The sequence below is a fragment of the Streptomyces thermoviolaceus genome (genome assembly GCF_045209695.1).
Taxonomy (GTDB): Bacteria; Actinomycetota; Actinomycetes; order Streptomycetales; family Streptomycetaceae; genus Streptomyces; species Streptomyces thermoviolaceus.
This window is the reverse complement of record NZ_CP109280.1, coordinates 4,508,909-4,525,598: the sequence shown is the minus strand read 5'-3', so window position 1 is coordinate 4,525,598 and position 16,690 is coordinate 4,508,909. Positions and strand designations below refer to the sequence as shown.

Annotated in this window: 15 protein-coding genes; 6 read left to right on the top strand and 9 right to left on the bottom strand. The window is 72.5% G+C overall.

The genetic code is table 11. The features are described 5' to 3' along the window. Positions 1 to 492 precede the first annotated feature (492 nt). The gene (locus OG899_RS19710) at positions 493 to 1,464 is read right to left on the bottom strand and encodes a carbohydrate kinase family protein (RefSeq protein ID WP_125500846.1); all 972 of its coding nucleotides are present in this window, start codon (positions 1,462 to 1,464) and stop codon (positions 493 to 495) included. Positions 1,465 to 1,525: 61 nt separating this feature from the next. Here OG899_RS19710 and OG899_RS19705 point away from each other — a divergent pair, with 61 nt between their 5' ends. Together OG899_RS19705 and OG899_RS19700 are read left to right on the top strand one after the other, a co-directional pair. Next, on the top strand, positions 1,526 to 1,825 hold the full coding sequence (locus OG899_RS19705) for a hypothetical protein (protein ID WP_229813666.1): 300 nt from the start codon (positions 1,526 to 1,528) through the stop codon (positions 1,823 to 1,825). A 158-nt stretch (positions 1,826 to 1,983) separates the two neighbouring features. Continuing rightward, on the top strand, positions 1,984 to 3,636 hold the full coding sequence (locus tag OG899_RS19700) for a hypothetical protein (RefSeq protein ID WP_168131128.1): 1,653 nt from the start codon (positions 1,984 to 1,986) through the stop codon (positions 3,634 to 3,636). Positions 3,637 to 3,735: 99 nt separating this feature from the next. Here OG899_RS19700 and OG899_RS19695 read toward each other — a convergent pair whose 3' ends face one another. Beyond that, positions 3,736 to 4,092, bottom strand: coding sequence for an iron-sulfur cluster assembly accessory protein (locus tag OG899_RS19695; RefSeq protein ID WP_125500069.1), 357 nt, complete (start codon positions 4,090 to 4,092; stop codon positions 3,736 to 3,738). Between the two features lie 308 nt (positions 4,093 to 4,400). Between OG899_RS19695 and nadA the strand changes: the two genes are divergently transcribed. Continuing rightward, a complete protein-coding gene (nadA, locus tag OG899_RS19690) occupies positions 4,401 to 5,585 on the top strand; it encodes a quinolinate synthase NadA (protein WP_125500067.1) in 1,185 nt (394 codons plus the stop codon). Positions 5,586 to 5,680: 95 nt separating this feature from the next. Here nadA and OG899_RS19685 read toward each other — a convergent pair whose 3' ends face one another. From OG899_RS19685 to OG899_RS19660, 6 genes are all read right to left on the bottom strand, one after another. Next, the gene (locus tag OG899_RS19685; protein ID WP_406311105.1) at positions 5,681 to 6,178 is read right to left on the bottom strand and encodes a hypothetical protein; all 498 of its coding nucleotides are present in this window, start codon (positions 6,176 to 6,178) and stop codon (positions 5,681 to 5,683) included. Between the two features lie 530 nt (positions 6,179 to 6,708). Continuing rightward, positions 6,709 to 9,819 carry an efflux RND transporter permease subunit gene (locus OG899_RS19680; protein WP_168131126.1) on the bottom strand — a complete coding sequence of 1,037 codons (3,111 nt, stop codon included), beginning with the start codon at positions 9,817 to 9,819 and terminating at the stop codon, positions 6,709 to 6,711. 242 nt (positions 9,820 to 10,061) lie between these two features. Further along, positions 10,062 to 10,742: a response regulator transcription factor gene (locus OG899_RS19675; protein WP_168131125.1), complete on the bottom strand. Its 681-nt coding sequence runs from the start codon at positions 10,740 to 10,742 to the stop codon at positions 10,062 to 10,064. Next, on the bottom strand, positions 10,739 to 11,947 hold the full coding sequence (locus tag OG899_RS19670) for a sensor histidine kinase (RefSeq protein ID WP_189427536.1): 1,209 nt from the start codon (positions 11,945 to 11,947) through the stop codon (positions 10,739 to 10,741). The genes OG899_RS19675 and OG899_RS19670 overlap by 4 nt, the downstream gene beginning before the upstream one ends. A gap of 101 nt (positions 11,948 to 12,048) precedes the next feature. After that, positions 12,049 to 12,327 (bottom strand): PspA-associated protein PspAA, encoded by a 279-nt coding sequence (locus tag OG899_RS19665; RefSeq protein WP_125500062.1) that lies wholly within the window; start codon positions 12,325 to 12,327, stop codon positions 12,049 to 12,051. A gap of 143 nt (positions 12,328 to 12,470) precedes the next feature. Next, positions 12,471 to 13,268, bottom strand: a complete 798-nt coding sequence (locus tag OG899_RS19660) for a PspA/IM30 family protein (protein WP_260604194.1) — start codon at positions 13,266 to 13,268, stop codon at positions 12,471 to 12,473. A gap of 274 nt (positions 13,269 to 13,542) precedes the next feature. Between OG899_RS19660 and OG899_RS19655 the strand changes: the two genes are divergently transcribed. From OG899_RS19655 to OG899_RS19645, 3 genes are all read left to right on the top strand, one after another. Further along, positions 13,543 to 14,220 carry a DUF3043 domain-containing protein gene (locus tag OG899_RS19655; protein WP_168131124.1) on the top strand — a complete coding sequence of 226 codons (678 nt, stop codon included), beginning with the start codon at positions 13,543 to 13,545 and terminating at the stop codon, positions 14,218 to 14,220. A gap of 74 nt (positions 14,221 to 14,294) precedes the next feature. Beyond that, positions 14,295 to 15,062, top strand: coding sequence for a bifunctional 2-polyprenyl-6-hydroxyphenol methylase/3-demethylubiquinol 3-O-methyltransferase UbiG (locus tag OG899_RS19650; protein WP_125500061.1), 768 nt, complete (start codon positions 14,295 to 14,297; stop codon positions 15,060 to 15,062). Positions 15,063 to 15,245: 183 nt separating this feature from the next. Continuing rightward, complete coding sequence (locus OG899_RS19645; protein WP_125500060.1) at positions 15,246 to 16,340, top strand: S1C family serine protease; 1,095 nt, start codon at positions 15,246 to 15,248, stop codon at positions 16,338 to 16,340. A 75-nt stretch (positions 16,341 to 16,415) separates the two neighbouring features. On the opposite strand, the gene OG899_RS19640 is transcribed toward OG899_RS19645, so the two are convergent. Further along, on the bottom strand, positions 16,416 to 16,640 hold the full coding sequence (locus tag OG899_RS19640) for a hypothetical protein (RefSeq protein ID WP_125500059.1): 225 nt from the start codon (positions 16,638 to 16,640) through the stop codon (positions 16,416 to 16,418). Between the last annotated feature and the right edge of the window lie 50 nt (positions 16,641 to 16,690).

Below are 16,690 nucleotides of genomic sequence, written 5' to 3'. Positions count from 1 at the left end.
GCCTGCGCGCGTTCACCCCCTCACCACCGGCGCGCCCCCGCAGGCTCCCTCGCGGCCGGTGTCCGGAGGACACTGGCCCTGGTACGGCCCGCACCGCCGGCAGGGGCGGGACCGGACACGCACCCTCGGCAGCGGGCGTGGTGCGGCTCGTGCCGTGGGCAGGGGCAGGACCGGACACGCACCCTCGGCAGCAAGCTGTCCCAGCAGAGACAGCGGGCGTGGTGCGGCTCGTGCCGTGGGCAGGGGCGAGACCGGAAACGCACCCTCGGCAGCAAGCTGTCCCAGCAGAGACAGCGGCCCTGGTACGGCCCGCACCACCGGCAGAAGCGGGACCGGACACGCACCCTCGGCAGCGGGCGTGGTGCGGCTCGTGCCGTGGGCAGGGGCAGGACCGGACACGCGCCCTTGTGGATGGAGGCACCCCGGCAGGAGCCGTAGGACGGCGGCGCCCCGGCAGGTCCCGTGGGGCGGGACGCTGCCGGGGGCTCGGGGTCACAGGTGGGCGCGTACCTCGCGGGCCGCGTCCTCGCCGTAGGCCTTGGTGAACCGCTCCATGAAGTGGGCACGGCGCAGCTGGTACTCCTGGGCGCCCTCGGTCTCGATGACCAGAGTCGCCAGCATGCAGCCGACCTGGGCGGCGCGCTCCAGGGACACGCCCCAGACCAGGCCCGACAGGAAACCGGCGCGGAAGGCGTCGCCGACGCCCGTGGGGTCGACCTTGCGCTCCTCGTCGGGGCAGCCCACCTCGATGGGGTCCTCGCCGACGCTCTCGATGCGCACACCGCGGGAGCCGAGGGTGGTCACGCGGCGGCCGACGCGGCTGAGGATCTCGGCGTCGCTCCAGCCGGTCTTGGTCTCGATGAGGCCCTTCTCGTACTCGTTGGAGAACAGGTACGTCGCCCCGTCCAGCAGTATCCGGATCTCGTCGCCGTCCATCCGGGCGATCTGCTGGGAGAAGTCGGCGGCGAAGGGGATGCCGCGGGTCCGGCACTCCTCGGTGTGCCGGAGCATCGCCTCGGGGTCGTCGGCGCCGATGAGCACCAGGTCCAGGCCGCCCACGCGGTCGGCGACGGTCTTCAGCTCGATGAGCCGGGCCTCGCTCATCGCGCCCGTGTAGAAGGAGCCGATCTGGTTGTGGTCGGCGTCGGTGGTGCACACGAAGCGGGCGGTGTGCAGCGTCTCGGAGATCCGTACGGATTCGGTGTCGACGCCGTTCCGCTCCAGCCAGGCGCGGTACTCGTCGAAGTCGGCGCCCGCGGCACCCACCAGGACGGGCCGGGTGCCGAGCTGCCCCATGCCGAAGGCGATGTTCGCACCGACCCCGCCGCGCCGGACATCCAGCTGATCCACCAGGAAGGAGAGCGAGACCGTGTGCAGCTGGTCCGCGACGAGCTGGTCGGCGAAACGGCCGGGGAAGGTCATGAGGTGGTCGGTGGCGATGGAGCCGGTGACTGCGATGCGCACGGCGTGGACTCTCCTGGAAGAGGGGGATTGACAGTTCACGCTACCCGGTCCGGGGACGCGGGTGCAGGAGGACGAACTCGTCGATTCCGGCTTTCGCGGCATAGGTGACCGTGCCTACGGTGCCGGCACGACGTTCCACGAGTCCCGCACCGTCCCCGCTCCGGCCGATCTCGAGGGCGGCCTGGCGTCGCTGCGCGAGGACGGGGCCAGGACGGTGCCGCGCCGGATGGGCCGGGAGGCGGACGATGAGGCCGTCGCGTCCGGGTTCCCGGCGGGTTCGCGCGGCGTGTCCGTTCCGCCGTCGGCCGTGCGGTTGGTGGCGGGGATGTCCGAGTACGGGTCCGTTCGGGCGGCCGGCTGAGCCGGACGGCGGCGGTGGGGGGAACCGAGTACTCCCCCGCTGCGTCCCATCGCCGTCCCCCGTCTGGGGGATGCCGGATACGTCCCGTCGGCCGGTCCCCTGCCGGGCCGCGCGGGCCGGGACGGCAGTCACTGTCGTGCAGCCGAAGGAGCGATGCGGTGAACACCGAGCGACCCGACCACGACGACGCGGCCCGGGCCGCGCAGGCCGCCGGGGAGGACTCGGCGCGGCCGGAGGAGACGAAGCCTGCGGGCACTTCGCGGGCGTCGGAGGACAAGGGCGAGGAGAAGACCGTCGGAGGGGGCGACGCCGGTACGGGGGCGGGCGCGGGTGCGTCCGGGGGGCGTCGCGGACGCTTCGGGCGCGGGCGGTCGCCTGTGGTCGTGGCGTCGGTCGCCGCCGCTGTGCTGCTGGTGGGCGGGGGCGGGGCGTATCTCGCCACGGGCGCGTCCGGCGGTGCGGGGGACGGGCGGGCGGCCGCTGCCGCGTCCGGCGGTGCTCACGGCACTCCCGCGGCGCTCGTTCTCGACGGTGTGGCGGCCGGAGGCGGCAGCGGCGGGCACGAGCAGGGCATCGCGCCCGGTGAGCCGAATCCCTACGGCACCGTCTACCGGGCCGCGGGTCCGCTGCCCGACGGTCCCGGTTCGGCGGCGGTCCAGGTGGCGCGGGGCGAGGTGAGCCGGGAGCAGGTGGCCCGGCTGGCCCGGGCGCTCGGGGTCGCCGGCACCCCGGTGGCCGATGCGGACGCATGGCGGGTGGGCGCCGGGAAGGACGGCACCGGCCCGGTGCTGCGGGTGGAGCGGCAGGCGCCGGGTGCCTGGACGTTCAGCCGGTACGCGCCCGGCACCGACGACTGCAAGGGCGTGCGGTGCGTCCACGACCCGGCGGCTCCGGCCGGGGACCCGGTGAGCGAGGAGGCCGCGAAGAAGGCGGCGGCGCCGGTGCTGGAGGCCTTGGGGCAGAGTGATGCCGTGGTGGACGCCGGGCAGGTGATGGGCGCCCAGCGGATCGTCGACGCCGAACCTCGGATCGGTGGGCTGCCCACCTACGGCTGGACGACGTCCCTGACCGTCGGCGTGGGCGGCGAGGTGGTCGGCGGCAGCGGGCAGCTGGCGACGCCGGTGAAGGCGGACACGTATCCGGTGCTGAGCGCGCAGCGGACCCTGGAGCTGTTGAACGGCTCGGCGGGCGACGGTCACCGCATGGGGATCGGCGGCTGCACCCGTCCGGTGCCGCTCAAGGACCGGCTGGAGCAGCCGTGCGACGCGGTCGCCTCCCCGGCTGCCGCCGGGCGGGGCAGCGCCACGGTCGACTCCGCGGAGTTCGGGCTGTCCGCGCAGGCCTCGCAGGGGCGGCCGGTACTGGTGCCGTCCTGGCTGTTCCGTGTGCGCGGCACGCAGGGGCAGGAGGGGTTCACCGTGGCGTACCCGGCGGTGGATCCGCGGTACGTGCGGTCGGCGGACGCGCCGAGCGGAGCGGCCGGTGCCCGGCCGGGCGGGGACGGGACGGTGACACAGGATGTGCGGGTGACGGGGTACCGCGCGGAGGGGAACGCGCTGACGCTGTACTTCGAGGGCGGGGTGTGCGCGGACTACGCCGCGTCGGCGCAGGAGAGCTCCGACCGGGTGACCGTCACGGTGACGCAGACCGCGCAGCGGGACCGGGTGTGCATCCTGGTCGCCCGGCAGTACGAGCGCACCGTGCATCTGGACCGTCCGCTGGACGGCCGGACGGTGACCGGCTCGGACGGCCGGCCGATCCCGCAGTCGACGGGAGCGGGGCCCCTGCCGTCGTCGGAGCCGGTGCGCTGAGGCATCCGGCCGTGGCGGGCGGTCGGTGACGGAACGCGAGAGGCGGCGGCCCCGTGCAGGGGACCGCCGCCTCGTGCGTCACGCCGTGGCCGGCTCGGCTCAGTGGAAGGAGTCGCCGCAGGCGCAGGAGCCCGTCGCGTTCGGGTTGTCGATCGTGAAGCCCTGCTTCTCGATCGTGTCCACGAAGTCGATGGTGGCGCCGCCCAGGTACGGGGCGCTCATGCGGTCGGTGACGACCTTGACGCCGCCGAAGTCCTTCTCGATGTCGCCGTCGAGGGACCGCTCGTCGAAGAAGAGCTGGTAGCGCAGGCCGGAGCAGCCACCGGGCTGGACGGCCACGCGCAGGGCGAGGTCGTCACGGCCTTCCTGGTCGAGCAGGGCCTTGACCTTGGCCGCGGCGGCGTCGGTCAGGATGATGCCGTCGGTGACGGTCGTGGTCTCGTCCGATACGGACATCTACATCTCTCCCGGGTTGTACGGAGACTGCTTGCCGACGAGTGCAACCGGCGAGTCCGAGATTTCATTCCGCGCCGGGCGCGTGCTTGTTCTGTTGTCCACGCTCGTCCTCTTCATGCTCGCACACGCGGCACGCTCGGGCAGCAGCCCGAGGGGTGACGGACGGCGGCGACGGTTCCGTTTCCCGGGCCCGTCCGGTGCGCCCGGGAGGGATCACGTCACATCGACGCTATGGGCATCGTCAAACTGACGTGAAGCCGCTATGATAGATAGCGTCAGTTAGACGATAAGTAGAAAGGGTGCGTGTCGTGACCACCGCCCAGCCCCAGGAGCTCGACGTTCAGCCGACGCCCCTCGCCCTGCTGCTGCTCGGCCGCGAGGCCGACCCGAGGAGCGAGCGCGGCGTCGAGTGCCCCGGCGACCTGCCCGCGCCGTCCGACCCGGACCTGGTGGCACGCGCCCGTGCGGCGAAGGAGAAGCTCGGGGACAAGGTCTTCGTGCTCGGCCACCACTACCAGCGCGACGAGGTCATCCAGTTCGCGGACGTCACCGGCGACTCCTTCAAGCTGGCGCGGGAGGCCGCGGCACGGCCCGAGGCCGAGTACATCGTGTTCTGCGGCGTGCATTTCATGGCGGAGTCCGCGGACATCCTGACCTCCGACGAGCAGAAGGTCGTCCTGCCCGACCTGGCCGCCGGCTGCTCCATGGCCGACATGGCGACGGCGGAGCAGGTCGCCGAGTGCTGGGACGTCCTGACCGAGGCGGGGATCGCCGACCAGGTGGTCCCGGTGTCGTACATGAACTCCTCCGCCGACATCAAGGCGTTCACCGGCCGGCACGGCGGCACCATCTGCACCTCGTCCAACGCCCGGCGCGCCCTGGAGTGGGCGTTCCAGCAGGGCGAGAAGGTCCTGTTCCTCCCCGACCAGCACCTCGGCCGCAACACCGCCGTCCGCGACCTGGGCATGTCCCTCGAGGACTGCGTCGTCTACAACCCGCACCGGCCGAACGGCGGCCTGACCGCCGAGGAGCTGCGCGCGGCGAAGATGATCCTGTGGCGCGGCCACTGCTCGGTGCACGGCCGGTTCAACCTGGACTCGGTGAACGAGGTCCGCGCCCGCATCCCCGGCGTCAACGTCCTGGTGCACCCCGAGTGCAAGCACGAGGTGGTCGCCGCCGCCGACCACGTCGGCTCCACGGAGTACATCATCAAGACCCTCGAGGCGGCCCCCGCCGGCTCCAAGTGGGCGGTCGGTACCGAGCTGAACCTGGTCCGCCGCCTGGCGAATCGTTTCGCTCCCGAGGGCAAGGAGATCGTCTTCCTGGACCGCACGGTCTGCTTCTGCTCGACCATGAACCGCATCGACCTCCCCCACCTGGTCTGGGCCCTGGAGTCCCTGGCCGAGGGCACCCTGGTCAATCGCATCCAGGTCGACAAGGAGACCGAGCACTACGCCAAGCTGGCTCTGGAGCGGATGCTGGCGCTGCCGTAGGGCACCGACGCAGGACACGGACGCCGGTGCCCCGGCCCGCGCAGTGCGGGCCGGGGCACGGTCGTCGGTCGTGTTCCGTGACCGGTCAGAAACGGTCACGTCCCTGCGAACCAGTGGACGATCAGGCACACGGCAGCGCAGACGGTGCAGAAATCGGCGATCCACGACACGGTGATCTTCTTCACCACGGGTGCCTCCTGCGGTTTCCTCCGCTTGGGCTTCACCCGCTCCTCGATGCGCTGGGCGGCACGGTCGGCGGATCGCACGAAGCCGTCGATGACCGATCCTGCGTAGCCCATGCCGAGGACCTCTTCTCCGGCATAGGTCAGCAGGCTCAGCGTGCCGCCACCGCCCCGCACCTGAGCGATGGCGGCGTACGGCACGGTGTATGTCATCAGCGGATTGACGATCGTGACGACGGACTCGCGCAGCACGACACGCGCGCACGCTATGCGCCGGCAGAACGCGATGACGCAGAGGATGACGATGACCCCTGTCATCCTGTCGCTGTCGTAGCCCCACGTGAGGCTGATGAGCAGGCCTGCCGCCAGAAGCCCGAAACCGACGGTGCTGATCCAGGAGAGAATCCTCATCGACACCCTCCGCAGGACGACTTCTCTCTTGCGTCGTCTCTCGCGGCCCTTGCGCACGCGGTCACCCCTCCCCGGCGTACGCGGCACCGGCAGGGTCCACCGAGCCGTGACACGCCCTTCACCGACAGACCGGCAGGACTCACACCGACCGCAACAGCGGCGTGCGGGCACTTGCGCCGGAAGCATCCACTGACGGTGCGACACACGTCTCGTCTGTTGCACAAGCCCCCCTGTTTTCCTGTCAGCGTACCGTCGAGCGGTGGGCATGCGGGGAGTTCGGGGGACGTGCGTGCTCCTGCGCAGACCACTTCTCAGGGGCACGCCTGTCGTGCCGACAGGGAGAGGCCGCCGTCCGTCACGTCGACGCTCTTTCACCGCCCCGCCTCGGCACAACCGGTGGAGAGGCGATGGAGGACTGCGAGTCATGCGGCCCACCCCCGAGCTGAGTCGAGTCGGCGCACGTGAAAGCGACGGCCGGGTCCCCTGAGTCACCAGGGAACCCGGCCGTCGGTGCTGTGCGGGCGGTGGGATCAGACGCCCGCCGGTTCCAGCTGGTCGTCGGTCGGCTGCTCGCGCTTGGCCGCGCGCTTCGCGGCGCGGCGCTCCTTGCGGAGTTCGAGCATCGCGTAGAGCGTGGGCACCAGCAGCAGCGTCAGCAGGGTCGAGGTGACCAGGCCGCCGATCACGACCACCGCCAGCGGCTGGGCGATGAAGCCGCCCTCGCCGGTGATGCCCAGGGCCATCGGGAGCAGGGCGAAGACGGTCGCCAGGGCCGTCATCAGGATCGGGCGCAGACGGTGGCGGCCGCCCTCGATCACGGCCTCGATGACGCCGTGGCCCGCCCGCCGGTACTGGTTGATCAGGTCGATCAGCACGATGGCGTTGGTGACCACGATGCCGATCAGCATCAGCAGACCGATCAGCGCGGGCACGCCCAGCGGGGTGCCGGTGACGAGCAGCAGGCCGAGGGCGCCGGTGGCCGCGAAGGGGATGGACACCAGCAGGATCAGCGGCTGGGCGAGCGAGCGGAACGTCGCGACCAGGAGCATGAAGACGATCGCGATGGCCGCCAGCATGGCCAGGCCCAGCTTGGTGAAGGCGTCGTTCTGGTCGGCGGTGACGCCGCCGAGCTCGGCCGTGGCGCCGGCGGGCAGCTTCAGCGCGTCGATCTTCGACTGGAGCTTGGCGCTGACCGCGCCGGTGTTGTCGCCGGTGGGCTTGGCGCTGATGGTCGCCGCGCGCTGACCGTCGATGCGGGTCATCGACACCGGGCCGTCGACCAGCTTCACGGTGGCGATGTCGCCCAGCTTGACCGGGCCGAGGCGCAGGTTCCGCAGCTCCTTCAGGGTGCGGGCGGGCTTGGCGGAGCGGACCACGACGTCGCGTTCGGCGTCGTCCAGGGTCACCTTGGCGGCGGTGGTGCCCCTGATCGCCTCGGTGACGGCCATGCCGAGGGTCTGCTGGGTGAAGCCGGCCGCGGCGGCCTTGGCGTTGGCGCGCACGGAGATCCGGGGCACGCTCTGCGACAGGTCGCTGGTGACGTCCGTGACGTCGTCCAGGCCGGCCACGGTCGTGCGGACCTGCTCGGCGGCCCGGCGCAGGGTGTCGGCGTCGGCGGCCTTGACGATGACCTTGAGGTCCTGGTCGCCGAAGCCGTCGCCGGAGCTGATGCTGGTGGTGCCGGCGCCGGAGAGCCGGTGCAGGCCCTTCTCGATGTCGGCGCGGACGTCCTCGGCGGACGCGTCGTCCTCCAGCATGACCTGGTAGGAGGCGTGGTTGGTGTCCGTGGAGCCGCCGAAGGCGGCCAGGAAGCCGGACGATCCGACGGTCACCTGGTAGTCCTTGACGCCCTTGGTGGAGGCGAGCAGCTTCTCGACCTTCCGGGCCTCGGCGTCGGTGGCGGCCAGGCTGGTGCCGGGCTTCAGCTCCTGGCTGATGCTGAGGACCTTCTGCTCGCCCGGGTCGAAGAAGTTGGTCTTCAGCAGCGGGGTCATGCCCAGGGTGACGATCAGCACGACCACCGCGATCAGCACGCTGGTCAGGCGGCGCCGGGTGGCGAAGCGCAGCACCGGGACGTACAGGCGCTGCAGGCGGCTGTTGGCCTCCTTCTCCTCCGCGCGGCGACGGGCCTCCTCGGCCTCGGCGGGTGTGCCCTTGGGGGCGCGCAGGAACCAGTACGACAGCACCGGCACGACGGTGAGCGCGACCAGCAGCGAGGCCAGCAGGGCGGCGGTGACGGTAATGCTGAACGGGCCGAACAGCTCGCCCACCAGCCCGCCGACCAGGCCGATCGGCGCGAACACGGCGACGGTGGTGAGCGTGGAGGAGGTGACCGCGCCGGCGACCTCGCGGACCGCGTTGAGGATGGCCTCGCGGCGTTCCTCGCCGTAGCCGAGGTGCCGCTTGATGTTCTCCAGGACCACGATCGAGTCGTCGACGACACGGCCGACGGCGATGGTCAGCGCGCCCAGCGTGAGCACGTTCAGCGACAGGCCGCCGGTCCACAGCACCAGCAGGGCCAGCACCACCGACAGCGGGATGGAGACCGCGGTGACCAGGGTGGAGCGCAGGGAGGCCAGGAAGACCAGGATGACGAGGACGGCGAAGAGCAGGCCGAGCGCGCCCTCGGTGGTCAGGCCGTGGATGGACTTGGCGACGGCCGGACCCTGGTCGCTGACGACGGTGATCTTTGCGTCCTTGCCGATGCTGTCGCGCAGCTCGGGCAGCTTGTCGTGGATCGCGTTCGAGATGGCGACGGCGCTGCCGTCGTGGTCCATGGTGACGGCGACGGCGAGGCTGGGCCGGCCGTCGGTGCGGGTGATGGAGGCCGCCGGGGCGGGCTCCTCCTTGACGGTGGCGACGTCGCCGAGGCGGACCGGCTTGCCCTGGCCCGCGCCGGTGCCGCCGGTGACCATCAGGTCCTCGATCTGCTGCAGCGAGGTGTAGCCGCCGCCGACCTGGACGGTGCGGTTGGCGCCGTTCTCGTCGAAGGAACCGGCCGGCACGGTCACGCCGCCGGCCTGCAGGGCCTGGGTGAGGGAGGCGCTGGTGAGCCCGGCCGCGGCGAGCTTGGCGTCGTCGGGGGTGACGGTGATCCTGAGGTCCCGCACACCGTTGACGGTGACCTGGCTGACGCCGTCGATGTTCTTCAGGGCCGGGACGACCGTCTTGTCGAGCCGGTCGGCGAGCGCCTGCTGGTCCTGGCTGGAGGTCACGGCGAGGACCGCGGTGGGGATGTCGTCGGTGGAACCGGAGATCACCTGCGGGTCGACGCCGTCCGGGAGGAGGGCGCGGGCACGGTTGACGGCCTGCTGGACATCGGCGACGAGCTGCTGGGTGTTGTTGCCGAAGTCGAAGGAGGCCGTGATCACGGCGCTGCCCTCGCTGGCGGTCGAGGTCACCCCGGAGATGCCGTCGACGGCCTTCAGGGCGTTCTCCACCGGCTCGACGACCTGCTTCTCCACCACGTCGGGCGAGGCACCCTGGTAGGGCGCCAGCACGGACACCGCGGGCAGGTCGATGCTCGGCAGCAGCTGCTGCTTGAGCTGGGGTATCGCGATCGCCCCGAAGACGAGCGCGATGATCGACATCAGCCCGATCAGCGCTCGTTGCGCGAGGCTGAATCTGGACAGCCAGGACATGGGTCAAAGTCTCCTGTGGAGCGGCAGATGCGGCACGGGCGGGGCAGGGTCCGCCCACCCTTACCACCCTGCGTCATCGGGGTCGGGTGTTCCGTAGCCTCCAGGTCCATTTCCGCGTCGTGCGCCTACTCCGGTCGCAGTACGCCGGACGGAGGGGCGGTCCACCCGCGGAGGGAGCGGCACGGGCCGGTTCCCTGATCCCGTGCGGGGTCTTCCCCTAGGGCGGGCACCGTCGGGGCAGGTCACCGTCCCGGTTTCACCAGCCCGGACTCGTAGGCGATGACGACCAGCTGGGCGCGGTCCCGGGCGCCCAGCTTGGCCATGGCCCGGTTGACGTGGGTCTTCACGGTCAGCGGGCTGACCCGGAGGCGTTCGGCGATCTCGTCGTTGGAGTGGCCGCCGGCGACCTGGACGAGGACCTGCCGTTCCCTGACGGTCAGGGTGTCCAGCCGGTCCGGCCGGGCGGGGTCGCGGTCGTCGTCGGCGGGGGTGCTCTGGGCGAGGAAGCGGGCGATGAGGCTCTTGGTGGCGGCCGGGGACAGCAGCGCGTCGCCCCGGGCGGCGATCCGGACGGCGTCGAGCAGGTCCTCGGGTTCGCTGCCCTTGCCGAGAAAGCCGCAGGCGCCGGCGCGCAGCGCCTGCACCACGTAGTCGTCGATCTCGAAGGTGGTCAGGATGACCACGCGGACGTGGGCGAGGTCGGGGTCGGCGCAGATGGTGCGGGTGGCGGCGAGGCCGTCGGTGCCCGGCATGCGGATGTCCATGAGCACCACGTCGGCGCGCTGCTCCTTGACGAGCCGCACCGCCTCGGCGCCGTCGGATGCCTCGCCGACCACCTCCATGTCGGGCTCGGAGTCGACCAGGACGCGGAAGGCGCTGCGCAGCAGCGCCTGGTCGTCGGCGAGCAGGACACGGATCGTCATGCGGCATCCCCCGGAACACGCGTGCTGGTCGTGACCGGCAGGATCGCATGGACGCGGAAGCCTCCGGCGGGGCGGGGGCCGGTGGTGAGGGTGCCGCCGAGCGCGGTGACCCGCTCGCGCATGCCGAGCAGGCCGTGCCCGCCGCCCCGGGCGGATGCGGTGCGGTGGCCGTTGCCGTCGTCGAGGACGGTGATCTCCAGGTCCTTGCCGGTACGCACGACGCTGACCTCGGCGCGGGCGCCGGTGCCGGCGTGCTTCTGCACGTTGGTGAGGGCCTCCTGGACGATGCGGAACGCGGCCAGGTCCACCGACGCGGGCAGCACGGTGCCCGCGTCGTCGCGGGCGATCTCGACGTGGAGGCCCGCGCTGCGGAAGGTGCCGACGAGGTCGTCGAGGCGGTGCAGGCCGGGCGCGGGTTCGGTGGGGGCCTCGGGGTCGCCGACCTGGCGGAGCAGTCCGACGGTGGCCCGCAGCTCGTCCAGCGCGGTCCGGCCGGCCTCGCGGACGTGCGCCAGGGCGGCCCTGGCCTGGTCGGGCCGCTTGTCCATGACATGAGAGGCGACCGAGGCCTGCACATTGACCAGGGCGATGTGGTGGGCGACCACGTCGTGCAGTTCGCGGGCGATGCGGAGCCGCTCCTCGGCGACGCGGCGGCGGGCCTCCTCCTCGCGGGTGCGTTCGGCGCGTTCGGCGCGTTCGCGCATCGCGCGGACGACGGCGCGGCGGCTGCGGACGGCGTCGCCGCCGGCGGCGGCCATGCCGGTCCAGGCGAAGAGGGCCAGATTCTCCTGGGCGTACCAGGGCTGCGGGCCGCCGAGCATGGCCGCGCCGGTCAGCACGGCCATGGTGGCCAGGCCGAGCCGCCAGGTGGTGGTGCGGTCGGTGGAGGCGGCGACGGTGAACAGGGCGACGACGGCGGCCATCGCGACCGGGGTGCGCGGGTCGGCGGTGACGCTCTCGGTCACCGAGGCGGCGGCCGTGAGGGCGAGGACCGTGCGGGGGGCGCGGCGGCGCCACACGAGCGCGACGGCACCGCAGATCATCAATGCCAGGCTCAGCGGTGCCGGGCGGTGCACGGCCCAGCCGCCGTTCTGCCCGGCGAAGGAGCCGGTCACCATGCACACCAGCACGCCGGCGGCGAGGGCCGCGTCCCACGCGCGAGGATGCGCGTGCAGCCGGCAGCGGGCGCGGTCGAGGGTGGTCACGGGTGTCCACCGTACGGGGTGACGGCGACGGCCGGCGCCGGGTGCGGCGCCGGCCGTCGCCGTGAGCTGCGGGCAGGCAGGGGCTCAGGGCGCGGCCGGTGTCATCCGGGGATCAGGCCGTCGTCGCTGAGCAGCTCCCGGACCTCCTCCAGGGTCGCCTCCTCGGCGGGCAGGATCAGCTCGGACGGCTCCAAGGAGTCGTCCGGCAGCGGCTCGCCGAGTTCTCGGACCCGGGTGAGCAGGGCGTTCAGGGTGCGGCGGAAGCCGGGGCCGTCGCCCTTCTCCACCTCCGCCAGGAGTTCGTCGTCCAGCTTGTTCAGCTCGGCTAGGTGGCTGTCGGCCAGCCTCACCTGCCCCTCCCCCATGATCCGTACGATCATGTCGCCCTCCTCGGCGGCGCGGACGGCCGCGGCTGTCGGTGTGACGTGGCGGTGACGTGGCTGTGCGGTGGGCTGCTGTGCTGCCCGGTGGTGCGGGGGCTGCCGCCGCGCCGCCCGGTGGAGCGGCGGGCGCGAGCGGCCTCCTACTGCTTGTCGAACCGCGGGGTGTCCTGCGGCTGCTGGTGGGGCTGCGCCGGGGCCTGGCCGCCCTCCAGCTCCTGCCGGCCGGCGGAGGTGCCCCCGGCCAGCTCGGCCTTCATGCGCTGCAGCTCCAGCTCCACGTCCGTGCCGCCGGAGAGCCGGTCCAGCTCGGCCTGGATGTCGTCCTTGACCGTGCCGGAGGGGTCGTCGAGGGCGCCGGAGGCGAGCAGCTCGTCGATCGCGCCGGCCCGGGCCTGCAGCTGGGCGGTCTTGTCCTCGGCGCGCTGGATCGCGAGGCCGACGTCGCCCATCTCCTCGGAGATGCCGGAGAAGGCCTCGCCGATCCGGGTCTGGGCCTGGGCGGCGGTGTAGGTGGCCTTGATGGTCTCCTTCTTGGTGCGGAAGGCGTCGACCTTGGCCTGCAGCCGCTGCGCCGCCAGGGTCAGCTTCTCCTCCTCGCCCTGGAGGGTGGCGTGCTGGGTCTGCAGGTCCGTGATCTGCTGCTGCAGGGCCGCCTTGCGGGACAGGGCCTCGCGGGCCAGGTCCTCGCGGCCCAGCGCCAGCGCCTTGCGGCCCTGGTCCTCCAGCTTGCCGGACTGCTGCTGCAGCTGGTTGAGCTGGAGTTCCAGGCGCTTGCGGCTGGTGGCCACGTCGGCGACGCCGCGGCGGACCTTCTGCAGCAGCTCCAGCTGCTTCTGGTACGAGTAATCGAGGGTCTCGCGCGGGTCCTCGGCCCGGTCCAGGGCCTTGTTCGCCTTCGCGCGGAAGATCATCCCCATACGCTTCATGACACCGCTCATGGGCTTCGCGCGCCCCCTTCTGACCGACTCCGGCTCACAGCTCTGCGACAGAACCCACAGTACGGGCCCTGCATCCATTACCGCACTGTCGGGGAGGAGATGCGCTCCTCCCCGAGGACGACTGCGCACGCCCGGGCTCCGGCGTAAGGAGGAGGGGACGGTGGGCCGTGGGAGCGAACTGGGGGGAGTGCAGCATTCCGTGCGGTGTGTGTTCCACGAGGTGGGGGTCCTCGGTCCGTACGGACGTCGGCGTCGTTCCGTCCGGCGTCGTTCCGTGCGGGCGTCCGGCGTTGCCGGATCGTTCCCCGCGGGGCTGGGGTCCGACAGGGTCAAACCTTTACCCTTGGGCTTTGTGTTCCGTAGCCGTGCCAAGGAAGAGAAGGCCCCGGTCGCCACGCAGGCGCCGGTGACCGTCTCCAAGCAGCCCCGTGACCCGCAGGCTCCCAAGGGCCGCCCCACGCCCAAGCGGCGTGAGGCCCAGGCCCAGCGCCGCAGCGTCGCCCATACCCCGATGACGCGCAAGGAGGCCGCCGCGCGGCGGCGCGAGGAGCGCCGCGCCGCGCTGGAACGCCAGCGCCAGGCGCTCGCCACCGGCGACGAGCGCTACCTGCCGCCCCGTGACAAGGGGCCGGTGCGCAGGTACGCGCGGGACTTCATCGACTCGCGGTTCACCGTCGCGGAGTTCTTCCTTCCGGTGGCCGTGGTCATCCTCGTGCTGAGCATGATCCGCGTCACCTCCATGCAGACCATCGCGCTGCTGCTGTGGCTCGTGGTGATCGTGCTCATCGTGCTGGACTCCGTCGTCACCGGGTTCCGGCTGAGGAAGCGGCTGAACGAACGCTTCCCGGACGAGAACAAGCGGGGCGCGGTCGCGTACGCGCTGATGCGCTCGCTGCAGATGCGCCGGCTGCGGCTGCCCAAGCCGATGGTCAAGCGCGGGGAGCGGCCCTGAGTACGACCGCGTGTCCCGGGGACGCCGCGTACGTCCGGCCCGCCGGACTGCACGACGTCGTACGGCGGGAGCTGGTGGCCCGGCAGCTCGACGAGCAGCTGGCCGCCCGGTTCCCGCCGGGGCAGCAGCTGCGGGTGCTCGACGTCGGCATGGGCCTGGGCACGCAGGCCCTGCGACTGGCCCGGGCCGGGCACACGGTGACCGGCCTGGAGGACGACCCCGCTCTGCTCGCCGCGGCCCGCGAGGCGCTGACCGCCGAGCCGCCCGGGGTCCGGCAGCGGATGCGGATCGTGGAGGGGGACGGCCGGGACACCGGGGTGCACTTCCTGCCCGGCAGTTTCGACGTGGTGCTGTGCCACGGTGTGCTGATGTCGGTGCCGGAGCCCGATCCGCTGCTCGCCGGGCTGGCCCGGATGCTCGCCCCGGGCGGCCTGCTGTCCCTGGTGGTGCGCAACGGCGACGCGTCGGCGTTCGGGCCGGGGCTGCGCGGCGACTGGGCCGGGGCGCTGGCGGCCCTCGACGCAGGCGTGCGGCTGCCGGGTCCGCGCACCGGCGCGGACGACGAGCCGGACACCGTCGCCTCTCCGGCGCAACCGCCCGGCGAAGGGCGCGCGGACCGGCTGGCCGACCTGACGGCGACGCTCGCCGGGATCGGTGCGCCGCTGCAGGCCTGGTACGGCGTGCGGGTCTTCACCGACGCGGTCCACCCGCAGCGGCCGGAGCCGGACGCCGGTCTGCCGGTGGACGTGGGGATGCTGCTGGCCGTGGAGGAGCGGGCCGGGCGGACGGACCCCTACCGTGCGGTGGCCACCCTGCTGCACCTGTGCGGGGTGCGCGGCTGAGCCGCGGCCGTACTCACTCCTCCCCCTCTCCTCGGTGGGCGCCCACTCCTGAGTGTGTGCCGGGCGCACCGATTCTTCCGGCGTTTCCCGGGCCGCGCCGACGCCTCCGGTCCGCGCCGACCGCGCCGCTCGTTCGGGTGAGCTTCGGACGCCTCGCCCCCGGTGCCCGGCCAGACTCGGTGCATGGACGTCTCCCCTGCCCGCACACCGACCACCAGGCTGCTCGCCGTGCTCGTCGCCGTCCTGTGTCTGACCGTCCCGCTGTCCGGGTGCGACGGGCCGACCGGCTCCGGTGAACCCTCCGGCACCGAGAAGCCGTCCGCGGAGACCGGCCGGGACACCGCCCGCAGCGTCACGGACGCCCTGCAGAGCGACTACCAGCGGGTGATCAAGGACGTGCTGCCGTCCGTGGTGCAGATCCAGGGCAGCCGTGATCTCGGCTCGGGCGTGGTGTTCGACGACAAGGGGCACATCGTCACCAATGCGCACGTCGTCGCGGACGACCGCACGTTCCGGGTGACCACGGCCGGCAGCGAGCAGACGCTCACCGCGCGTCTGGTCTCCTCCTACCCGGACCAGGACCTGGCCGTCGTGAAGCTGGACACGGTGCCGCGCGGGCTGCGGCCCGCGGTGTTCGGCGACTCCGAGAAGGTGGAGGTGGGACAGATCGTCCTGGCCATGGGTTCGCCGTTCGGGCTGTCCTCCAGCGTGACCCAGGGCATCGTCTCGGCGACCGGGCGCACCGTCAGCGAGGGCAACGGCAACGGCGGCACGGGCGCGACGATCGCCGACATGGTGCAGACGTCGGCCGCCATCAACCCGGGCAACAGCGGCGGGGCGCTGGTGAACCTGGACAGCGAGGTCATCGGCATCCCCACGCTCGCCGCCACCGATCCCCAGCTGGGCGGCAGTGCGGCGCCCGGCATCGGCTTCGCGATCCCGGCGTCCACGGTGAAGACGATCGCCGGGCAGATCGTGCAGTACGGCAGGGTCGTCCGCTCCGGGCGGGCCGCGCTGCAGATCACCGGCCGTACGGTCGTCGACGCGGGCTTCCAGCCGGCCGGGGTCGCGGTGGTCGAGGTGCAGGGGGGCGGCGCGGCGGACCGGGCGGGCATCCGCGCCGGGGACGTGATCGTCCGGGTGGGCGGCACGGACATCACCACCATCACCTCGCTGTCGGAGGCGCTGGCCACGGCGAAACCGGGGCAGCGGGTGCAGGTGACGTATCTGCGCGACGGCGCGGAGAAGACGGTGGAGGTGACGCTCGGCGAACAGTGACCGGGGCCGAGCACACAGCCGCCGGGGAACAGCGGGCCGGGGAACGGCGGGCCGTCCCCCGGCGCGTCGGGGCGTCTACGCCTCGCCCGAGGTGTTCTCCGCGTGCAGGCTCATCGGGCCGTAGACCTCGGTGGAGTCCTCGAACAGACGCACCTGGTCGGCGCCGCCCTGCAGCAGGGCCCGCCAGTTCTCCCCGATCCAGGTTTCGGCGTCGCTCTGCGTGGAGAACTCCTCCGGCTGGACGGCGGGCTGGACCTCCGTCCCGTCGGCCCTCTCGAACCGCCACGTCCATGCCACCATGACGCCTCCCTGGTGTGAGCACTGTCGGCACACTGCACGGCGGAAGCCGG